The following is a 19,763-nucleotide window of genomic DNA, read 5'->3' as shown; positions in this document are numbered from 1 at the left end:
TCAATTACTCCAGTTTCTGATGAAGCGCGTCGTTTCAGTCAGGCTGTAGACACCACTAATGGTTGGCATTAATTGATTAATGACTCTGTTCCAGCGCGCAATCGGTGCGCTCGTCACATACACAATATCGTACGGCTTGAGCCTGAATTCGGTGCCAAGCACCAGCGCCGTCGCATCCCTGGCATCAAGCTGATAAATATTTGCCTGTTTTCCCTTTGACGCATCCGGTTTGTTTTCCGAACGGATCACAAAAATACCGCTGGCATCACTGGTTAATTGATTCATGCCCTCCGCATTACCCAACGCTTCGGTCAGCGTCATGCCTGAGCGATCCATTTTCATGGTGGTTTGCTTCACCACATCGCCCATGACAAAGACTTTTAAATCATCATTACGCGGGATATACAGAATATCGCCGGAATAGAGCAGCCTGTTCTGCTGCAGGTCGCCATACTGCATAAGTGCTTGCAGCGAGATGATTGATTTTTTACCCCCCTGGGTTAAAACAGCATTCCCCCAGTCTGCGTTTTCAGTCAGCCCACCCGCCAGATTAACCGCATCAATGATGGTCAATGGAACGTTAGTGATGGGCTGCTGCCCGGACTGATTAACTTCACCAGAGACATACACTTTCTGAGAGCGAAACGCGGCAATCCCCACATCGACCTGTGGGGACTCAATGTATTTCGCCAGATGTTCGGTAATCAGCTCTCTGACTTCAGTGACCGTTTTATCCTTAACATGGATTTTCCCGATGTACGGATAAAAAATAGTGCCGTCTGAATGGACCCAGTTTCCCGTATCGCTGGCGCTACGATACTGGCCAGACGGGGTGGTAAGCTCAGGATGTTCCCACACCGTGACCATAATGATGTCACCAACCCCAATACGGTACTCATACGCTTCGAGTCGTTTATTCAGCTCCGCATTGGCGTGGGCGACTACGACGTTTTCACGTAATTTCTCAATCAGCGCCGGCGTAACGGGGTAAACATTCACCTTTACGTCATTGATATTATCGGGGTCGGGCGTTTCGACAACCGTTTTTCCGTCGGTATCAATATGGCTTCCGGGGGTTATCTGACACCCTGCCAGTAAAAATAGCGTGGTGAAAATAAACAGAGCTGGCAATTTTCTCATACTTTTCTTTATGCCATTTCGGTGAAATGACATTTCCTTATAATTAATCAATCACCCATGGTGGTGCAGAGAGAATGAAGCGTGGCATTCCACAATTGATTAAATGATAAACCTTAAAAGTATGCATGTCCTGTAGACGTGGAGTAATCCTAACCCCTGACATCTCTTTCTTATCATTAATATAGAAAGCCGTCCAATCATCAGGCACGTAAACAATTCCCATTTATGCGAAGACTATTCTCACATATTAACCCTGAGACATCGTGTAAAATGAAAATATATACATACCGTATCATAAGATCGTTAGCATGCAAATCTTACACCAAAAAGAGGCGTGCAGAATACATTAACCAAAGGGATAAAAATGGATACGTCGCGGGTCATATTATCAAGATGTCATTTCAGCAACATCGGATTGCGCCATTTACTTTCCAATACGTTCAAAAAAGAAGAGATTCTCTCTTTTTATAATCAGCACCATTTTCATGACTGGGTAAAAGGTATGAAAAAAGATAGTTTTTTTACCTTGTACCTGGTGCTTCCTGACTCTATTTATAGCAACATCATCTACTTTCAGTGGCTTATCTCACTAAAACAGAAAACAAACCTCCACGCCATTGAAGAGATCATCATCGCTTACCACTCGGATATCTTTCCGGAGCTTTTCGCCTGCATCTGCTCGCATTACAAACACCGACTCGTGAATATCAATAATCTGACCAATGATGAAATTGTCAGGAAAATGCATACCCAGCGTCACCCCAGCAAAAGCGGGATCGTCAAAAAACATATCGAACTGACGCATATGGAGTTCTGTGTCCTGAAGTTAATGATCTCAGGCTACACGATTGACGACATCAGTACCTTATATAACATCAAACCCAAAACCACCTATACCTACAGCAACAGCATAATGAAACAGTTGGGGTTTAACTCTTTAAAGAAAATCTACTCCTGCGGCGAAATCATTAAATCCTCGATTGACCATGACATAATCAGAGAAAAGAAAAAGTACTACAGCATTGCCCACATTAAGATGTACGAACCACAAACTGCTTAATCCCTCTCCACCTCTAACACGTCACCCGTGTCTCCATAACACCGTCAAATTATTCACAAAAAAAATACGGAAAGCGTCTCCGCAATCCGTATTTTTGTATCGATGCTGACTTAGTGGCTTTTCACTAAAATTTCTACGCGGCGGCTGTTGACGTTACATCCTGCCGCTTGCTGGCTGGCAGAGGTACCGCAGCCTTCAGCGCTTTGTGCTATTCCTTTGCCCGTCGTGTTATTGATCAGCTCCGGTTTAATCCCTTTCTCGATCAGCAATGAACGAACGGTATCGGCACGCGCTTCAGACAGGCGCTGGTTAGCCTCACGGCTACCAATTGCGTCGGTATACCCCACAATCTGGATCTCACTGACGTTATTTGCCTTTTTGGTAAATTTCACCACTTCGTCCAGCTTATTGCGGGATTCAGCAAAAATCCCTGCCGCATTACTTGCCGCAAAGCGGAACAGGACTTGCTCCTGAATAAGCACCACACCGCTGTTATTAACGTAATCACAGGTTTTTACCTGCGATGCACGGTTAATTATTTTGGTCTGCTTATACATCTTACTCAACAGAGCTTCAGCCCGGGAACGCTCTTCCAGGGCCGCCGTATTTCCTGACGTACCTGGATTAACCTGAATAAAATAGGTTTGCGCACTCTCGGCATTGAGCTGTTGCAGAGGATTTTGTTTCCCCTGATAAGCAGGGTGATCGTTGAACCAGGACTCCACCGCATGCGCGCCTGGCGCGGCGCACAGGACGGTAAATTGCCCCGGCAGCAGTACCGACTGCAGCTCGCGGTCGACGTAGATCGTCGCGGGTACGCTCCCCTCAGGGTAATAAACCACAATTTGTGCCAGTTCCGGTGTCACATCCGCAACCGGACGGTAGGGCTGTGGTGCCGTCTTCCCTGAAGTGGTTTTGACGTCTGCCGGTATATCGATGACGTGCTTCACTCGTTCTGCTGAATATGCAGTGCTGGATATCAATACGCTGAGCGCGGCAGTAATCGCACACGCCAGGTTTATTTTTTTAAACTTATTAAGGGTTACTTTCATTTATCAAATTCCCGATTAACCCAGTGAATGACTGTGTAACAACGATTGGAAGATGCGTGCAGAAAGCCCGCCATCCGAAGATGGCGGGTATTTACTGGGTTACATCATGATTTGGTTATTCTGTAGCAGCGTCACCAAATCCGTTTGCACGTCAGCCAGTGTGACAACCTGCGTAAATCCATGCTGTCCGCCCTGACCGTCACGGTCGATACTGATCACGGTATCACTACCCACAACTTCCACCTTGACGTAGTCAAGTACGCCGCGGGAGGAGTAATCCAGCTCCAGTTTTCCTTCGTCTTCGAAGAAGGAGATAGAACCTTTGTAGTCAAGCAGTTCACTCATATCGAGCAGATCTGCGTCACTGTCTTTCACCAGATTACCCACCTTAAAGCCGTGGATCGTGTCATGACCATTGCCACCGGTGCTGTCGTTGCTCAGACCTGCCAACACCTTGTACATCAGCGTATCGTTACCGCCGTTGACCAGGTAGAAGGCGTCATTGCCACCACGTCCTTCAAACACGTTATTCGCGGAGTTATCCGTAAACGTATCTTGCTGACTGGAACCTACGAGACCCTCGATGTTGAGGAGCTGATCGGTGCCGTTACCGGTTGCAGTGCCTGTCCACAGGTTCGCGTTGATCGCAGTGGTTGAACGGCTGTAGTCAACAACGTCCATACCGGCAGTTTCGCTCCAGACAGGATTACCGCTCACAATCTGGTTCCAGCCGCCGCCACCGTTGTAGGTGTCGTTGCCTGCAGAACCGAAGAAGGTGTCGTTATAGCCCGTCCCGATGATCCCGTTGTTTCCGGAGGTGTTGTTCGCCGCATTGCTGCTTTCCGCCGTCAGTACGTAAGAGTCATGGGCTTTACCTGTTGTCAGGCCCCCCCAGCTCTCATTTACCGTACCGTTGGTGTACCCACCAATGCTGCTCGTTGCGCCAACGTGATCCGCTTTACCATCGGTAATGCGCAGCATCTGCACGGAGTAAACTTCATTCGGATCCAGCCCGAAGAAGCTCACCAGACCCATACTGTTGCTGGAACCAGAGGACTGCGGGTTAATCAACTGGGTTGCCACAAGCTCGCCCGCTGAGTTGTATAACTTCACGGTGTTGCTGTAGAAGGTATTGATGCCGTTGCCGTCAACAATACGGATCTGCAGGCTCGTGCCGTCCGCCGCGATATTGGTGTTTTTCACCAGCATCGTGCGTCCCGCGTCGTCTCTTGCCACGACATCAGCATCTGCGCCAGAGCGGTACAGCACCAGGTCCATCGAACCGTCCCAGTCATAGTCGAGTGCGACGGCACCCGTCATGTTGTTGAACGTCGTGCTACCTGTCAGGCTGACTTTATTGGCGCCCCAGTTGTTACTACCGGTATTGGTATACAACATCGGCGAGCCAGTCACGCCAGAGCGTGGCACTTCGATGATGTCCATCTTACCGTCGTGGTTCCAGTCCACTGCCAGCGACGTGCCGCCATCAACGTTATCGCCAAACCACTGCGCCTGGCTGTCCGTTGCATTGAGCTTACCGGTACCATCGTTCAGATAGATACGGCTCTCGTCGCTGTTACTGCCACCCTTCGAACCACGGCTCAGGAACAGATCCAGCCAACCATCGTTGTTGTAATCCGCATAGGTCATGGAGATAGACAAGTTACCGTAGTCTTCATGGCCATCGTCACGGAACACGTTCGCGTAGTAGCCAACTTCACCGAAGTTGGTGTTCGACGTCCCGGTAGTCTGGTTATACAAGATACCCAGACCGCGGGAGTTGTTGCCGACGAGGTTGCCAGCGCCGTTGTAGTCGATATGTGCCGTAATATCTACAGTACCGTTGTTATCGATATCCACAGCCCCGACTTCGTGCAGCACACTCAGCGACGTTGGCAATGCCCCGCCAGGATGTCCGTCAGAGAAGCCGGAGTTGTCCTCGTAACTCAGCTTGCCCTGCGTATTTTTGATGAACGAAATGGAGTCTGCTTCGGAGTCACCCAGCACAAAGTCCAGATAGCCATCACCTTCACGGTCATAGGAAATCACGCCGCCGAGGTGGTTCAGGGTGCCCTGATCCAGCGCCTTCGCGGAGTAACTACCGTCCGCGTTCTGCAGCCAGTAGGCGGTACGACCCGCGTTGCTATAACTACTGATCTGAGACATGACGTCGGCATAGCCATCGCGGTTAATGTCCGCAAAGGCTGCGGAGTTAACATAACGGCTGTATGACGTGCTATCTACGTTGTAACCCGCACCGTTGTCGGTTGACGGCTGGGCAAGGTACGTTGAATCGTAGTCTTCACGCGTGACGGAGTCATAGACACGTCCGGCGTTAGCGGTCGATGTACCAGAAGTGCCACGAGCACTCTGGAAGAATGACCACAAACCATCCTGACTGATGGTCACCGCAGCGGCGTTCAGACCGCGGCTATCCGCATCGGTCGTTCCCCCCCAGGTTTGTTCAATCAGCGTACTGCCGCCACCTTCGGTGACACCTGTACTGGTGCTGGCGCTCATGCTTGAGCGGTTACCCGCTTCATCCCAGACCACAAAGGCCAGGTTATGTGCGCCAGAAGGCAGTGACGTATTCAGACTCCAGGAGCCGTCAGCGTTAGCCTTCACGAAGCCAATGACTTGATCCAGACCTTCCTGATATGTCCCGTTGTTGTTGACGTCACTCACCAGCGAGACAATCGCCCCCGCTTCAACACGACCGTATTGACCACTGGAGAAGGTGAACGAATCTCCTGTGGTGGTGTGCTGCGGCACATCTGGCGCCCCGGTAATACCGTTCGGAGAATCCAGATCGATAACCACGTTGTAGCTATCCGCAAACTTCGTGTTCGTACCTGGGTTGCCCGCAACGTCAATGACCTGCAGCTTGAAGCTGTGAGTGGTGCTTGCTGTCGCTTCCGGCAGTACATAGCTCCAGCTCTGGCCGTTGAGTGCCAGCGTTTGCCAGGTTTTGCCGTTATCCAGGGAGATCTGCAGATGCTCACCCGCCTGTAGCGCCGCGCTCAGGTTACCGCTGATGGTCACCGTACGGTCACGGGTGACCATGTCGCTGTTAGTTGCTGTCGCAGCATGGCTGAAGTGATCACCGGTCGTCAGACCATGGCTGGTATCGGTGGTGACTTTGGTGGTCGTAGACAGACCATTCATGTCACTGCCGCCTGTTGCCACCTGCAGCGCCTGAGAATCAGTGCTGCCAACGTTACCGGCGTTATCCACCACGCGAGCCTGAATGGTGTAAGCACCATCATTCAGCGGCGTGTTCTGCATATCCACAGTCCAGGATGTACTGGTCACCGTTGAGGCACGCGTCCAGGTTGCACCGTTGTCGAGGCTAATCTCAACCCATTCGTCCGCCTGCAGGGCTTTCGTCAGCTGACCGTTAATCAACAGCGTGTTATCGCTGGTGATGAAGTCAGTATCTGATGCCCCCCGGTCTTCTGAAATAGAGCTGATATTGATAACCGCGTCAGACACGGTGGTATCGACAACAATCGTCCAGGTGTTGCTCGGCGTGCTGATGTTGCCAGCCGCATCCGTGGAGGTTGCCACCAGATTCCAGGTGCCTTCAGTCAGCTTGTTCGCGTCAGTGATCTGCAGCGTCCACAGGCCCGTCGTGCTATCGGCAACGGCGGTACCCAGCAGAATACGCGTGGTCGCATCCACCTGATGGTACACATTGACCGTGCTTCCCTTCTCCGCCGTACCGGTGATTTCCGGCGTGGTGTCGTTGGTAGGCTTGCCGTGAGCAACGGAACCTTGAACAGGGTTCACATCATCCAGCACGTTTGTGATAACCGGCGCAACAGGCGCAACCGTGTCCACCACCAGATCGAAGTCAATCGGGGTGAGCGGGTTATTTGACGGATCGGTCCCGGTAATACGCAGCGTATGCGCGCCATCACTCAGGCTGCTCAGCGGCGTGAATTCCCAGTCACCGTTGGCATCTGCTTTCACCGTGCCAAGCTGAACGCCACCGACGTCAGTGATGATAATGGTGCTGCCTGCCGTCGCCTTACCAACCAGCTGTACCTGGCTGTCGTTGGTGACTTCACCCTCGCGAAGCACGCGTGAGCCGCCCGTTTCCTGGACATCATCCACCACCTGCAGCAGTTGCAGATAGCTTGCGCCCGTGGAGACGTTAACGGTGATATCGTCAACGATCGCGCTCGCGTTACCCGCCGGATCCGTTACCTGGGTCGCAAACTGGTGTTCACCATCTGCTAATGGCGTGGTTGGCGTGTACTGCCAGCTACCATCAGTGTTAGTCACAACAACTGAACCAATCGCCTGGCCGTTATCGTAGATAGTGACCGTGCTACCCTGCTCTGCTTTACCCGTGAAGGTCGGTTTGTTGTCGTCGGTGGTCATACCGTCGGTTAACTGACCTTTCCAGGCCCCCTGATCGTCAGCCACCTGTAAACCGGAAACCGGATTTGGTGCTGTTGAGTCAATAGTGAGGGTGAACGAACCACTACGATCGCTCTCCTGACCCGCGCTGTTGGTATTGGTCACCGTAAAGATATAGTTACCATCAGCCAGCGCTGGTGATGGCGTAAAGCTCCAGGTGCCATCGCTGTTCAGCGTTGTTTTACCCACAACCTGACTACCGTTGTAGATGGTGATGGTATCGCCTGCAACACCATCCGCAGTCCCTTTCAGGGTCGGCGTGTCATCTTTGGTCAACGCATTGTCGGCCAGATTGATAACAGTTGTGCCAGTATCATCCAGGACGTTAACAATCGCTGGCGCATTCGGGGTGTCAGACATAATGACGTCATAGCTGTCAGCCGGTTTCGCCACGTTGCCAACACTATCGGTTTCCGTCACGGTCAGTTTGTTGATTGAATCACCGTAAAGAGACTCAGATGGCGTCAGTTCCCATTTGCCATTCTGATCCACTTTGGTCGTGCCCAACACTTTCGTGTTGCCGTCTTTGTCGGTGGTATAGACGGTAATGACGTTGCCCGTTTCAGCACCAGAGCCACGGATCACCGGACGTGAGTCATCCAGTACCCCGCCATCTGCAACAATACCCTGAACGTTACCCACGTTATCCGTTACGGAATCAATGGTCACTTTGCTCGCATCCGGCGCGGTGTAGTCGGTAGTCAGAATAAAGTCCGCAGACTTGTCACTGACGTTGCCGGCTTCATCCGTGGCCGTCACGTAGAAGGTGTTTTTGCCTTCCGGTAACTTGCTGCCCGGTTTGAAGTTCCATGCCCCGTTGCTGTTCGCGGTGACTGAACCCAGCAGGGTGCCGTCAACGGTGTAAATATTGACGGTGCTGCCCGCTTCAGCCGTACCGTGCAGGATTGGCTGCGGATCGTCAGTGACATCGTTGCTGTTCAGATCGTCCTTGATCGTTCCCACCTGATCTTCCGCGTAATCGATACTCGGACGGTTCGGTGCTTTACTGTCAATTTCGAAGCTGAAGGTGCTGGAGGTATCCTCGTTACCCGTCAGATCTTTCGCGATTGCCGTAATGTTGTGTACACCATCGCCCAGATCGCTGGTAGGCGTAAATACCCAGTTGCCACTGGCATCGGCCTTGACGCTGCCCAACACCACGTTGCCATCCATGATGGTGACAGTGCTGCCTGCTTTCGCCTTACCGATGATTTCCGGACGCGCGTCGTCAGTGACGTCGTTCGCCTTCAGGTCACCCGTGACGCTGCCTTTATCATCCATTACGCGGACGATGGTGACCGGAACGCTGGAGGTATCAAGCGTGACGGTGACTCCGGCATTTTCAGCCCCCAGGTTGCCTGCTGAATCTTCAGCACGCGCGGTGAAGGTGTATTCTCCATCCACCAGAGAACCGGTGGTGTAAGTCCAGTTACCGTTCGCGTCTGCAACCGCAGTACCGTTTTCCTGACCATTCACATAGATGTGAACAACGCTGCCTGGCTCTGCTTTACCGCTGATCGTCGGTGTCGCATCGTCAGTGGTATCGCCATTGGACAATGTACCGGTCTGCGGACCTTCGTTATCGCTCACGATAAAGCCAGTGACCTCACCCGGCGCGCTGGTATCGACCGTGATTGGGAAGCCGCCAGTCTGTGGGCTTACCTGGCCAATGTCGTTAATCGCTTCCGCGACAAACGTATGAACGCCGTCCGCCAGTTTCGGCGTATTGAAGCTCCATTTGCCCTGGGCATCGGCCTTGGTTTCACCCAGCAGGGTGGTACCGTTCGGGCCGCCATAAATGCGAACCGTGACACCGGCTTCAGCCGTACCCGTCAACAACAGGGTGTTGTCGTTGGTTGTCGCATCCTTTTGTAATGGGCCGGTATGCGGCGCAACATCATCTTCCACACTGCTCAGGGTCGGTGGCAGCGGCTGACCGCCAGCATCGATCTGAATAATGTATTCCGGTGATGCCGCCGTGGTGTTACCCACGCTGTCGGTCTCTTTCACCGTCAGGTTGTACGTCCCGTCAGGCAGGGCTTTCGTGACCTGAAGTTCCCAGGTGCCGTCAGCCTGTACTTTCGCGGTGCCGATCACCTTGTCGCCGTTGTAGACGGTGATGGTGTTGCCCGGCTCTGCGCCCGTCCCCTTGATCAACGGCGTGTTATCGTCCGTCTTACCACCCGAAGCAATCGATCCGGTCACGGAACCAAAGTCATCCACCACATCGGTAATGCTCACTTTGCTCACGTCCGGGGCGGTGAAGTCCAGGGTCAGGACGAAGTCGTCCGATGCCACACTGGTGTTGCCCGCCTTGTCGGTGGCCGTCACGTGGAAGCGGTGTTCGCCTTCCGGCAGTTTCGCCACCGGTGAGAAGCTCCAGGTGCCGTCGGCTTTCGCCGTCACTTCGCCCAGCAGGCCGTTCTGATCGTAGATCTTCACGGTGCTGCCCGCTTCCGCCTTGCCGCTCAGGGTCGGGGTCGGATCGTCGGTGGTGGCGCCGTTCGCCAGGTTACCCTGCACGCTGCCCACGTCGTCCAGCGCCGCGTCGATGGTCGGTTTCACCGGCGCATCGGTGTCGATGGTCACGGTCCAGCTGCTGCTGCTCGACTCATTGCCCATCGGGTCTTTCGCCGTGGCGGTGAAGGTGTGGTCGCCGCGGCCCAGGTCCACGCTCGGCGTGAAGCTCCAGGTGCCGTCCGCGCCCGCGGTGGTGGTGCCCAGCACGTTGCTGCCGTCCATGATGGTCACGGTGCTGCCCGCCTTCGCCGTGCCGCTGATTTGCGGACGGGTGTCGTCGGTGAGCGCGCCCTGCGACAGGCTGCCGGTCACGCTGCCGGTGTCGTCGGTCACGGCGGTGATTTCCACCTTGCCCGGGACCACGTCAACGGTGATGACCACGTGCGAGCCTTCCGGCCCGGTGTTGCCCGACGGATCGGTGACGGTGGTGGTCAGGTCGTGTGCGCCGTTCGCCAGCGGCTGGTCCGGAGTGTAGCTCCAGGTGCCGTCCGGGTTCACCTTCGCGGTGCCGATGACCTGGCCGTTATCGATGATGTTCACCGTGCTGCCCGGCTCGGCCTTACCGCTCAGGGTCGGGGTGTTGTCATCGGTGGTGTCGCCGCTCACGACCGGGCCCTGGTACGCACCGACGTTGTCGGTGACCAGCAGGTCAGAGGCCGCGTCCGGGGCTTTTGTATCGATAACGATACCGAAGCCGCCGGTTGGCTCACTGGTGCGGCCCACGCCGTCGGTGACGGTGGCGGTGAAGTTATGGCTGCCGTCTGCCAGCGCCGTATCCGGCGTGAAGCTCCAGCTGCCGTTGCCGGCCACGGAGGTGGTGCCAATCAGACGACCGTTGTCGTAGATACTGATGGTACCGCCCGCCACGCCGCTGCTGCCGCTCAGGGTCGGGGTGGTGTCGTTGGTGACATCGCCCTTCTGCAGGTAGTCCGCATGCGGGGCCACATCGTCATAGACGGTATCCAGCGTCGGTGCCTGCGGCGGTACGGTGGCCACGTTGATGATGTACTCACCGGACGGACCGGAGACGTTGCCCACGCCGTCGGTCTCTTTCGCCGTCAGGGTGTACTTCCCGTCCGGCAGCGGCGTGGTCGGCTCCAGGGACCAGGTGCCGTCGGCCTGCACTTTCGCGGTGCCAATCACCTTGTCGCCGTTGTACACGGTGATGGTGTTGCCCGGCTCTGCGCCCGTCCCCTTGATCAGCGGACGGTTGTCGTCGGTTTCTTCGCCGGAGGCAATGACGCCTGCGGTGTTCACGTCGTCATAGACTTCGGTGATCGCCAGCTTGCTCGCGTCAGGGGCGGTGTAGTCCAGGGTCAGGACGAAGTCGTCCGATGCCACACTGGTGTTGCCCGCCTTGTCGGTGGCCGTCACGTGGAAGCGGTGCTCGCCTTCCGGCAGTTTCGCCACCGGCGAGAAGCTCCAGGTGCCGTCGGCCTTCGCCGTCACTTCGCCCAGCAGGCCGTTCTGATCGTAGATCTTCACGGTGCTGCCCGCTTCCGCCTTGCCGCTCAGGGTCGGGGTCGGATCGTCGGTGGTGCCGCCGTTCGCCAGGTTACCCTGCACGCTGCCCACGTCGTCCAGCGCCGCGTCGATGGTCGGTTTCACCGGCGCATCGGTGTCGATGGTCACGGTCCAGCTGCTGCTGCTCGACTCGTTACCCATCGGGTCCTTCGCCGTGGCGGTGAAGGTGTGGTCCCCGCGGCCCAGGTCCACGCTCGGCGTGAAGCTCCAGGTGCCGTCCGCGCCCGCGGTGGTGGTGCCCAGCACGTTGCTGCCGTCCATGATGGTCACGGTGCTGCCCGCCTTCGCCGTGCCGCTGATTTGCGGACGGGTGTCATCGGTGAGCGCGCCCTGCGACAGGCTGCCGGTCACGCTGCCGGTGTCGTCGGTCACGGCGGTGATTTCCACCTTGCCCGGGACCACGTCAACGGTGATGACCACGTGCGAGCCTTCCGGCCCGGTGTTGCCCGACGGATCGGTGACGGTGGTGGTCAGGTCGTGTGCGCCGTTCGCCAGCGGCTGGTCCGGGGTGTAGCTCCAGGTACCGTCCGGGTTCACCTTCGCGGTGCCGATGACCTGGCCGTTGTCGATGATGTTCACCGTGCTGCCCGGCTCGGCCTTACCGCTCAGGGTCGGGGTGTTGTCATCGGTGGTGTCGCCGCTCACGACCGGGCCCTGGTAGGCGCCGACGTTGTCGGTGACCAGCAGGTCAGAGGCCGCGTCCGGGGCTTTTGTATCGATAACGATACCGAAGCCGCCGGTTGGCTCACTGGTGCGGCCCACGCCGTCGGTGACGGTGGCGGTGAAGTTATGGCTGCCGTCTGCCAGCGCCGTATCCGGCGTGAAGCTCCAGCTGCCGTTGCCGGCCACGGAGGTGGTGCCAATCAGACGACCGTTGTCGTAGATACTGATGGTGCCGCCCGCCACGCCGCTGCTGCCGCTCAGGGTCGGGGTGGTGTCGTTGGTGACATCGCCCTTCTGCAGGTAGTCCGCATGCGGGGCCACGTCGTCATAGACGGTGTCCAGCGTCGGTGCCTGCGGCGGTACGGTGGCCACGTTGATGATGTACTCACCGGACGGACCGGAGACATTGCCCACGCCGTCGGTCTCTTTCGCCGTCAGGGTGTACTTCCCGTCCGGCAGCGGCGTGGTCGGCTCCAGGGACCAGGTGCCGTCGGCCTGCACTTTCGCGGTGCCAATCACCTTGTCGCCGTTGTAGACGGTGATGGTGTTGCCCGGCTCTGCGCCCGTCCCCTTGATCAGCGGACGGTTGTCGTCGGTTTCTTCGCCGGAGGCAATCACGCCTGCGGTGTTCACGTCGTCATAGACTTCGGTGATCGCCAGCTTGCTCGCATCAGGGGCGGTGTAGTCCAGGGTCAGGACGAAGTCGTCCGATGCCACACTGGTGTTGCCCGCCTTGTCGGTGGCCGTCACGTGGAAGCGGTGCTCGCCTTCCGGCAGTTTCGCCACCGGCGAGAAGCTCCAGGTGCCGTCGGCCTTCGCCGTCACTTCGCCCAGCAGGCCGTTCTGATCGTAGATCTTCACGGTGCTGCCCGCTTCCGCCTTGCCGCTCAGGGTCGGGGTCGGATCGTCGGTGGTGCCGCCGTTCGCCAGGTTACCCTGCACGCTGCCCACGTCGTCCAGCGCCGCGTCGATGGTCGGTTTCACCGGTGCATCGGTGTCGATGGTCACGGTCCAGCTGCTGCTGCTCGACTCATTGCCCATCGGGTCCTTCGCCGTGGCGGTGAAGGTGTGGTCGCCGCGGCCCAGGTCCACGCTCGGCGTGAAGCTCCAGGTGCCGTCCGCGCCCGCGGTGGTGGTGCCCAGCACGTTGCTGCCGTCCATGATGGTCACGGTGCTGCCCGCCTTCGCCGTGCCGCTGATTTGCGGACGGGTGTCGTCGGTGAGCGCGCCCTGCGACAGGCTGCCGGTCACGCTGCCGGTGTCATCGGTCACGGCGGTGATTTCCACCTTGCCCGGGACCACGTCAACGGTGATGACCACGTGCGAGCCTTCCGGCCCGGTGTTGCCCGACGGATCGGTGACGGTGGTGGTCAGGTCGTGTGCGCCGTTCGCCAGCGGCTGGTCCGGAGTGTAGCTCCAGGTGCCGTCCGGGTTCACCTTCGCGGTGCCGATGACCTGGCCGTTATCGATGATGTTCACCGTGCTGCCCGGCTCGGCCTTACCGCTCAGGGTCGGGGTGTTGTCATCGGTGGTGTCGCCGCTCACGACCGGGCCCTGGTACGCACCGACGTTGTCGGTGACCAGCAGGTCAGAGGCCGCGTCCGGGGCTTTTGTATCGATAACGATACCGAAGCCGCCGGTTGGCTCACTGGTGCGGCCCACGCCGTCGGTGACGGTGGCGGTGAAGTTATGGCTGCCGTCAGCCAGCGCCGTATCCGGCGTGAAGCTCCAGCTGCCGTTGCCGGCCACGGAGGTGGTGCCAATCAGACGACCGTTGTCGTAGATACTGATGGTGCCGCCCGCCACGCCGCTGCTGCCGCTCAGGGTCGGGGTGGTGTCGTTGGTGACATCGCCCTTCTGCAGGTAGTCCGCATGCGGGGCCACGTCGTCATAGACGGTATCCAGCGTCGGTGCCTGCGGCGGTACGGTGGCCACGTTGATGATGTACTCACCGGACGGACCGGAGACGTTGCCCACGCCGTCGGTCTCTTTCGCCGTCAGGGTGTACTTCCCGTCCGGCAGCGGCGTGGTCGGCTCCAGGGACCAGGTGCCGTCGGCCTGCACTTTCGCGGTGCCAATCACCTTGTCGCCGTTGTAGACGGTGATGGTGTTGCCCGGCTCTGCGCCCGTCCCCTTGATCAGCGGACGGTTGTCGTCGGTTTCTTCGCCGGAGGCAATCACGCCAGCGGTGTTCACGTCGTCGTAGACTTCGGTGATCGCCACTTTGCTGGCGTCAGGCGCGGTGTAGTCGGTGATCAGTACAAAATCATCTGATTCCGGACCCGTGTTACCGGCCTTATCGGTTGCGGTAGTGGTGATATGGTGCTCACCCTCTGGCAGCGCGGTGGTTGGCGTAAATTGCCAGCCGCCATTTTCGTCCACCATGGTAGAACCAATCAGCTCCCCGTTATCATAGATATCGACACGGCTGCCCGGCTCTGCGGAACCTTTAAAGGTTGGGTTCGCATCATCGGTGGTGCTACCGCTGCTCAGATCGCCACGGCTGGAGCCGACGTCATCAGTCGCAACACCAATAACCGGTTTTTCCGGTGCCACGGTATCGACAGAGATATCAAAGGACGGAGAGGTCACGTCGTTTCCGGCCGGGTCTTTGGAAATCACGGTCAGGCTGTGATCGCCATCGGCCAGATCCTGTTCAGGAGTGAAGGTCCAGTTGCCGTCCGGATCCACCACGGTGGAGCCCAGTACATCGTCGCCATCCATGATGGTCACGGTGCTGCCTGGCTTACCTTTACCGCTCAGTTCAGGACGTGCGTCATCGGTCACGGTGCCTGGCTTCAGGTTGCCCACGATCGGGCCCTGGTCATCCACCACTTCACCCACGGTAACCTGGTTTGGATCCGGATCGACGGTGAAGGAGATCCCCGGAGACGGTTCACTGGTGTTGCCAGACGGATCGGTTACGGTGGTGGTGATCTCATGATCGCCTTTAGCCAGAGGCTTATCTGGCGTATAGGACCATTTACCTTCGTCATCAACGATGACGGAACCGATCTTCTCGTCGTTGTCATAGATGTCCACCACGCTGCCCGGCTCGGCTTCGCCGCTCAGGGTCGGGGACTGATCGTCGGTGGTGTCGCCTGGACCTACCGGCCCCTGCTTGTCGCCCACGTTATCATTGATAACGATATTTTCTGCCGGAGACGGTGCCGCAGTATCGATCACGATCGGGAAGGTACCGCTGGTGCGCGCGTTGCCCGCTGCGTCAGTCGCCGTGACGGTGAAGGTGTGCTGACCATCCGCCAGCGCGGTATCCGGGGTGAACGACCACTTACCGCTGCTGTCCGCCTTGACGGTGCCAATCACTTTCCCGTTGTCGAGGATAGACACAACGTCGCCCGGTGCAGCGCTGCCGCTCAGGGTTGGGGTGGTGTCGTTGGTGGTTTCGCCTTTCTGCATTGGGCCGACGTGCGGCTCGGCGTTGTCCACAACGCTGTTGATGGACGGCTCGGTGCTGACCGGGATCAGAACGGTAATGTCGTAAGACGGTGCTTCACCCACTACGCGGTTGCCTACTGCGTCCTGGGTTTCCAGCGTCAGCTGATTAAGCCCTTCCACCAGCGGTGTATCCAGTGCCAGCGTCCAGTTGCCTTCACTGTTGACCACAGCTGAGCCCAGCAGATGTTTGCCGTTAGCATCCGTGCTGTAAACAAAGACGGTGCTGCCCGCTTCACCAATACCATTGATAACCGGTTTGCTGTCATCGGTGATTTCACCGCTGGCCACGTTACCCTGACGGCCGCCGACATCATCCATTACGGACGTAATGTTCAGTACATCGCTGCTTGCCACTGGTGGGGTGTAGTCGGTCACCAGCACAAAATCATCCGATTCCGGACCGGTGTTGCCCGCTTCATCCGTTGCGGTGGTGGTGATATGGTGCTCACCTTCTGGCAGAGGTGTAGTTGGCGTGAACTGCCAGGCACCGTTGTCGTCCGCAATCGTTGAACCAATATGCTCACCGTTGTCATAAATATCGACACGGCTGCCCGGCTCTGCAGAGCCGTTGAAGGTTGGGTTTGCGTCGTCGGTGGTGCCGCCGTTGCTCAGATCGCCACGAATTGTTCCCACATCATCCGTTGCGGATCCGAGTACAGGTTTTTCCGGGGCGGTCGCATCAACGGTAATATCAAAGGACGGAGAGGTCACCTCGTTTCCGGCCGGGTCTTTGGAAATCACGGTCAGGCTGTGATCGCCATCGGCCAGATCCTGTTCAGGGGTAAAGGTCCAGTTGCCATCCGGATCCACCACGGTGGAGCCCAGTACATCGTCGCCATCCATGATGGTTACGGTGCTGCCCGGCTTACCTTTACCGCTCAGTTCAGGACGTGCGTCATCGGTCACGGTGCCTGGCTTCAGGTTGCCCACGATCGGGCCCTCGTCATCCACCACTTCACCCACGGTCACCTGGTTTGGATCCGGATCGACGGTGAAGGAGATCCCAGGAGACGGTTCACTGGTGTTGCCAGACGGATCGGTCACGGTAGTGGTGATCTCATGATCGCCTTTAGCCAGAGGCGTGTCTGGCGTATAGGACCATTTACCTTCGTCATCAACGATGACGGAACCGATCTTCTCGTCGTTATCATAGATGTCCACCACGCTGCCCGGCTCGGCTTCGCCGCTCAGGGTCGGGGACTGATCGTCGGTGGTGTCGCCTGGACCTACCGGCCCCTGCTTGTCGCCCACGTTATCATTGATAACGATATTTTCTGCCGGAGACGGTGCCGCAGTGTCAATCACGATCGGGAAGCTGCCGCTGGTGCGTGCGTTGCCCGCTGCGTCAGTCGCCGTGACGGTGAAGGTGTGCTTGCCATCCGCCAGCGCGGTATCCGGGGTGAACGCCCACTTCCCGTTACTGTCCGCCGTGACGGTACCAATCACTTTCCCGTTGTCGAGGATAGACACAATGTCGCCCAGTGCAGCGCTGCCGCTCAGGGTTGGGGTGGTGTCGTTGGTGGATTCGCCTTTCTGCATTGGGCCGACGTGCGGCTCGGCGTTGTCCACAACGCTGTTGATGGACGGTGCAGTACTCACCGGGATCAGCAGATTGATGTCGTAAGACGGCGCTTCACCGGCAACGCGGTTGCCCGCCGGGTCCTGCGTCTCCAGGGTCAGCTTGTTCAGGCCTTCCGTCAGTGGGGTTTCTGGTGTCAGGCTCCAGGTGCCATCACTGCCTACCACCGCTGTACCAATCAGGTGTTTGCCGGAAGAGTCGGTGGTGTAGACAAAGACGGTGTTCCCGGCTTCACCGATACCACTGATGAGCGGTTTGCTGTCATCGGTGATGTCACCGCTGGCTACATTGCCCTGACGATCGCCTACGTCATCCGCAACGGCGGTAATATTCAGAACATTTGCTGAAGCATCAGGCGCGGTAGTGTCAACTTCAAACTCCAGCGCTTCCGAGGGGTCGCTGGTATTGCCCGCCTTATCCGTCTGCGTAACGGTGATGCTGTGATCGCCTTCACCCAGCGGTTTCTCTGGTTTCAGCGTCCAGTTGCCTTTATCGTCAATAACGGTTGTGCCAAGCACCTCGTCACCATCATAAATGGTCACGGTGTCGCCCGGTTCGCCTTTACCGCTGAATACCGGACGGGTTTCATCCGTGACGTCACCGCCTTTCAGCTGGCCCGTAATCGGCCCGGTATTATCCTGGGCATCGGCCATATCCGGTTTGGCTGGCGGCGTGGTATCCACAATAATCTGAATCGGATCGGAAGGATCGCCTTCATTGCCGAGCGGATCTTCCTCAACGACCACGACATTATGTTCACCCTCGGCAAGTTCATCCTTAGGTGTAAATGACCATTTACCTTCGTCGTCGACGATAACCGAGCCGATCTCTTTATCATTGTCTTTGATAATGATGGTATTGCCCGGTGTTCCCTCTCCACTGAAAGAAGGCTGACTGTCATCCGTCACATCGCCCGGTTTGAGCGGACCGGTTACCGGACCGGTATTGTCAATCACCTCAGGCGTTTCTGCTTTTCCCGGAGGTTCAGTCAATACAATAAAATCACGCTCATCAGACGGTTCGCTGACGTTACCCGCTTTATCCGTCTGGCTGACCGTGATGCTGTGGCTACCGTCAGTGAGGTTTTCGGACGGTTTGAAATACCAACGGCCATCCTCGTTAACGGTGGTTTCGCCGATCTTTTTACCGTTATCGTAAATCGCGATCGTTGCGCCAGCTTCACCGGTGCCGCTCATTTCTGGTTGTGGATCGTCGGTGTAAGCATCATCATGAATTTCACCGGTGGTTTTACCCACTTTGTCCATGATGTGTTCAATCGTCGGCGCTTTTGGCGCAACCGTATCAACGACGATGACAATCGGGTCTGATGGAGGACTCGCGTTGCCGTCAGGATCTTTTTCCACGACGGTCAGCTCGTGCTCGCCTTCGCCCAGTGGCTTATCAGGCGTATAGCTCCACTCGCCTTCATCATCAACGATAACGGAGCCAATCTCTTTGTCGTTATCGTAGATATGGATGGTGTCACCAGGCTTACCTTTACCAGTCAGCGTCGGCGTTGAGTCATCGGTCGTATCACCTGATTTTAACGGGCCTTTGATTGAGCCTTCATCATCCATTGTGGTGCCGATGCTCGGCTTATCAGGCGTGGAGTGGTTATCGCCGTCGTCCTTGTCCATCTCAGACAGCGCGAAAGCAGCCCCTACACCCGCCGCCGCAAGTGCAAACCATCCCAGCATGCCAAACAGCATGTCGTTGTCGTCATCCGGGGCCGTCAGAAGAGGCCCACCCGCGCCTAACGGTTCTCCGCCTAACGCCACAGGAGACATGCTGCCGTCAGCCATCAGATAGCCGGTGTCGTAGCTTTCGCCCGACAGAGGAACATAGGCGTAGAGTAATCCATCTTCCGCCATGCCCATCAGCACCGGGTTGTTAGGATCACCATTGAAGTAATCTTCAATAATTATGCTTGGCTGTGTATCGCCTTCCTGGATAATGTGCAGCGCCTTGTCTACGCGCTGCAGCGTAATATTTTCTGGAGCGAAGTCGTCGTTAATATTCTTCAATAAATATTTATTGCCGGGGATAAGTTTTACCTTAACCGTCCGGCCTGCATCTGCGGTCAACAACCGAGTTTTTCCGTCTCCGTTATTGACCGCTAAAATGACTTTATTGTCCGTCATACTTAAAGTCCTTGGTGAATTTCACTCACTAAATTGTGGATATATAAACTTTTTTGTTGATACACCCTGAACTACCTTACGTTGAAACCTTTCTGAGATAATTCATGTCCACAGGGTTCATCGACATGATGCTTAAAACTATCATGTCTGACCTCTTTATATGGGTAGGAAAAAACCACGCAACGCTCTACGCCGCATTA

At 56.6% G+C, this 19,763-nt stretch carries 4 protein-coding genes; 1 reads left to right on the top strand and 3 read right to left on the bottom strand.

Features of this window, described 5'->3' with window-relative positions; genetic code table 11:
* The gene (locus tag ACQG22_RS04340; RefSeq protein ID WP_139152677.1) at nucleotides 1-1,140 is read right to left on the bottom strand and encodes a polysaccharide export protein; all 1,140 of its coding nucleotides are present in this window, start codon (nucleotides 1,138-1,140) and stop codon (nucleotides 1-3) included.
* A gap of 364 nt (nucleotides 1,141-1,504) precedes the next feature.
* Here ACQG22_RS04340 and ACQG22_RS04335 point away from each other — a divergent pair, with 364 nt between their 5' ends.
* Entirely contained in the window at nucleotides 1,505-2,200 is a 696-nt protein-coding gene (locus ACQG22_RS04335; RefSeq protein ID WP_029882406.1) for a helix-turn-helix transcriptional regulator, read from the top strand.
* A gap of 110 nt (nucleotides 2,201-2,310) precedes the next feature.
* On the opposite strand, the gene ACQG22_RS04330 is transcribed toward ACQG22_RS04335, so the two are convergent.
* Nucleotides 2,311-3,252: an OmpA family protein gene (locus ACQG22_RS04330; protein ID WP_058661564.1), complete on the bottom strand. Its 942-nt coding sequence runs from the start codon at nucleotides 3,250-3,252 to the stop codon at nucleotides 2,311-2,313.
* Between the two features lie 99 nt (nucleotides 3,253-3,351).
* Nucleotides 3,352-19,563 (bottom strand): Ig-like domain-containing protein, encoded by a 16,212-nt coding sequence (locus tag ACQG22_RS04325; RefSeq protein ID WP_369706917.1) that lies wholly within the window; start codon nucleotides 19,561-19,563, stop codon nucleotides 3,352-3,354.
* Nucleotides 19,564-19,763: the final 200 nt, after the last annotated feature.

Source organism: Enterobacter cloacae complex sp. 309I3 (genome assembly GCF_050031595.1).
Classification (GTDB): domain Bacteria; phylum Pseudomonadota; class Gammaproteobacteria; order Enterobacterales; family Enterobacteriaceae; genus Enterobacter; species Enterobacter cloacae.
Note: the sequence above shows the minus strand (reverse complement) of the source record. Positions and strands in the feature narration are given on the sequence as shown.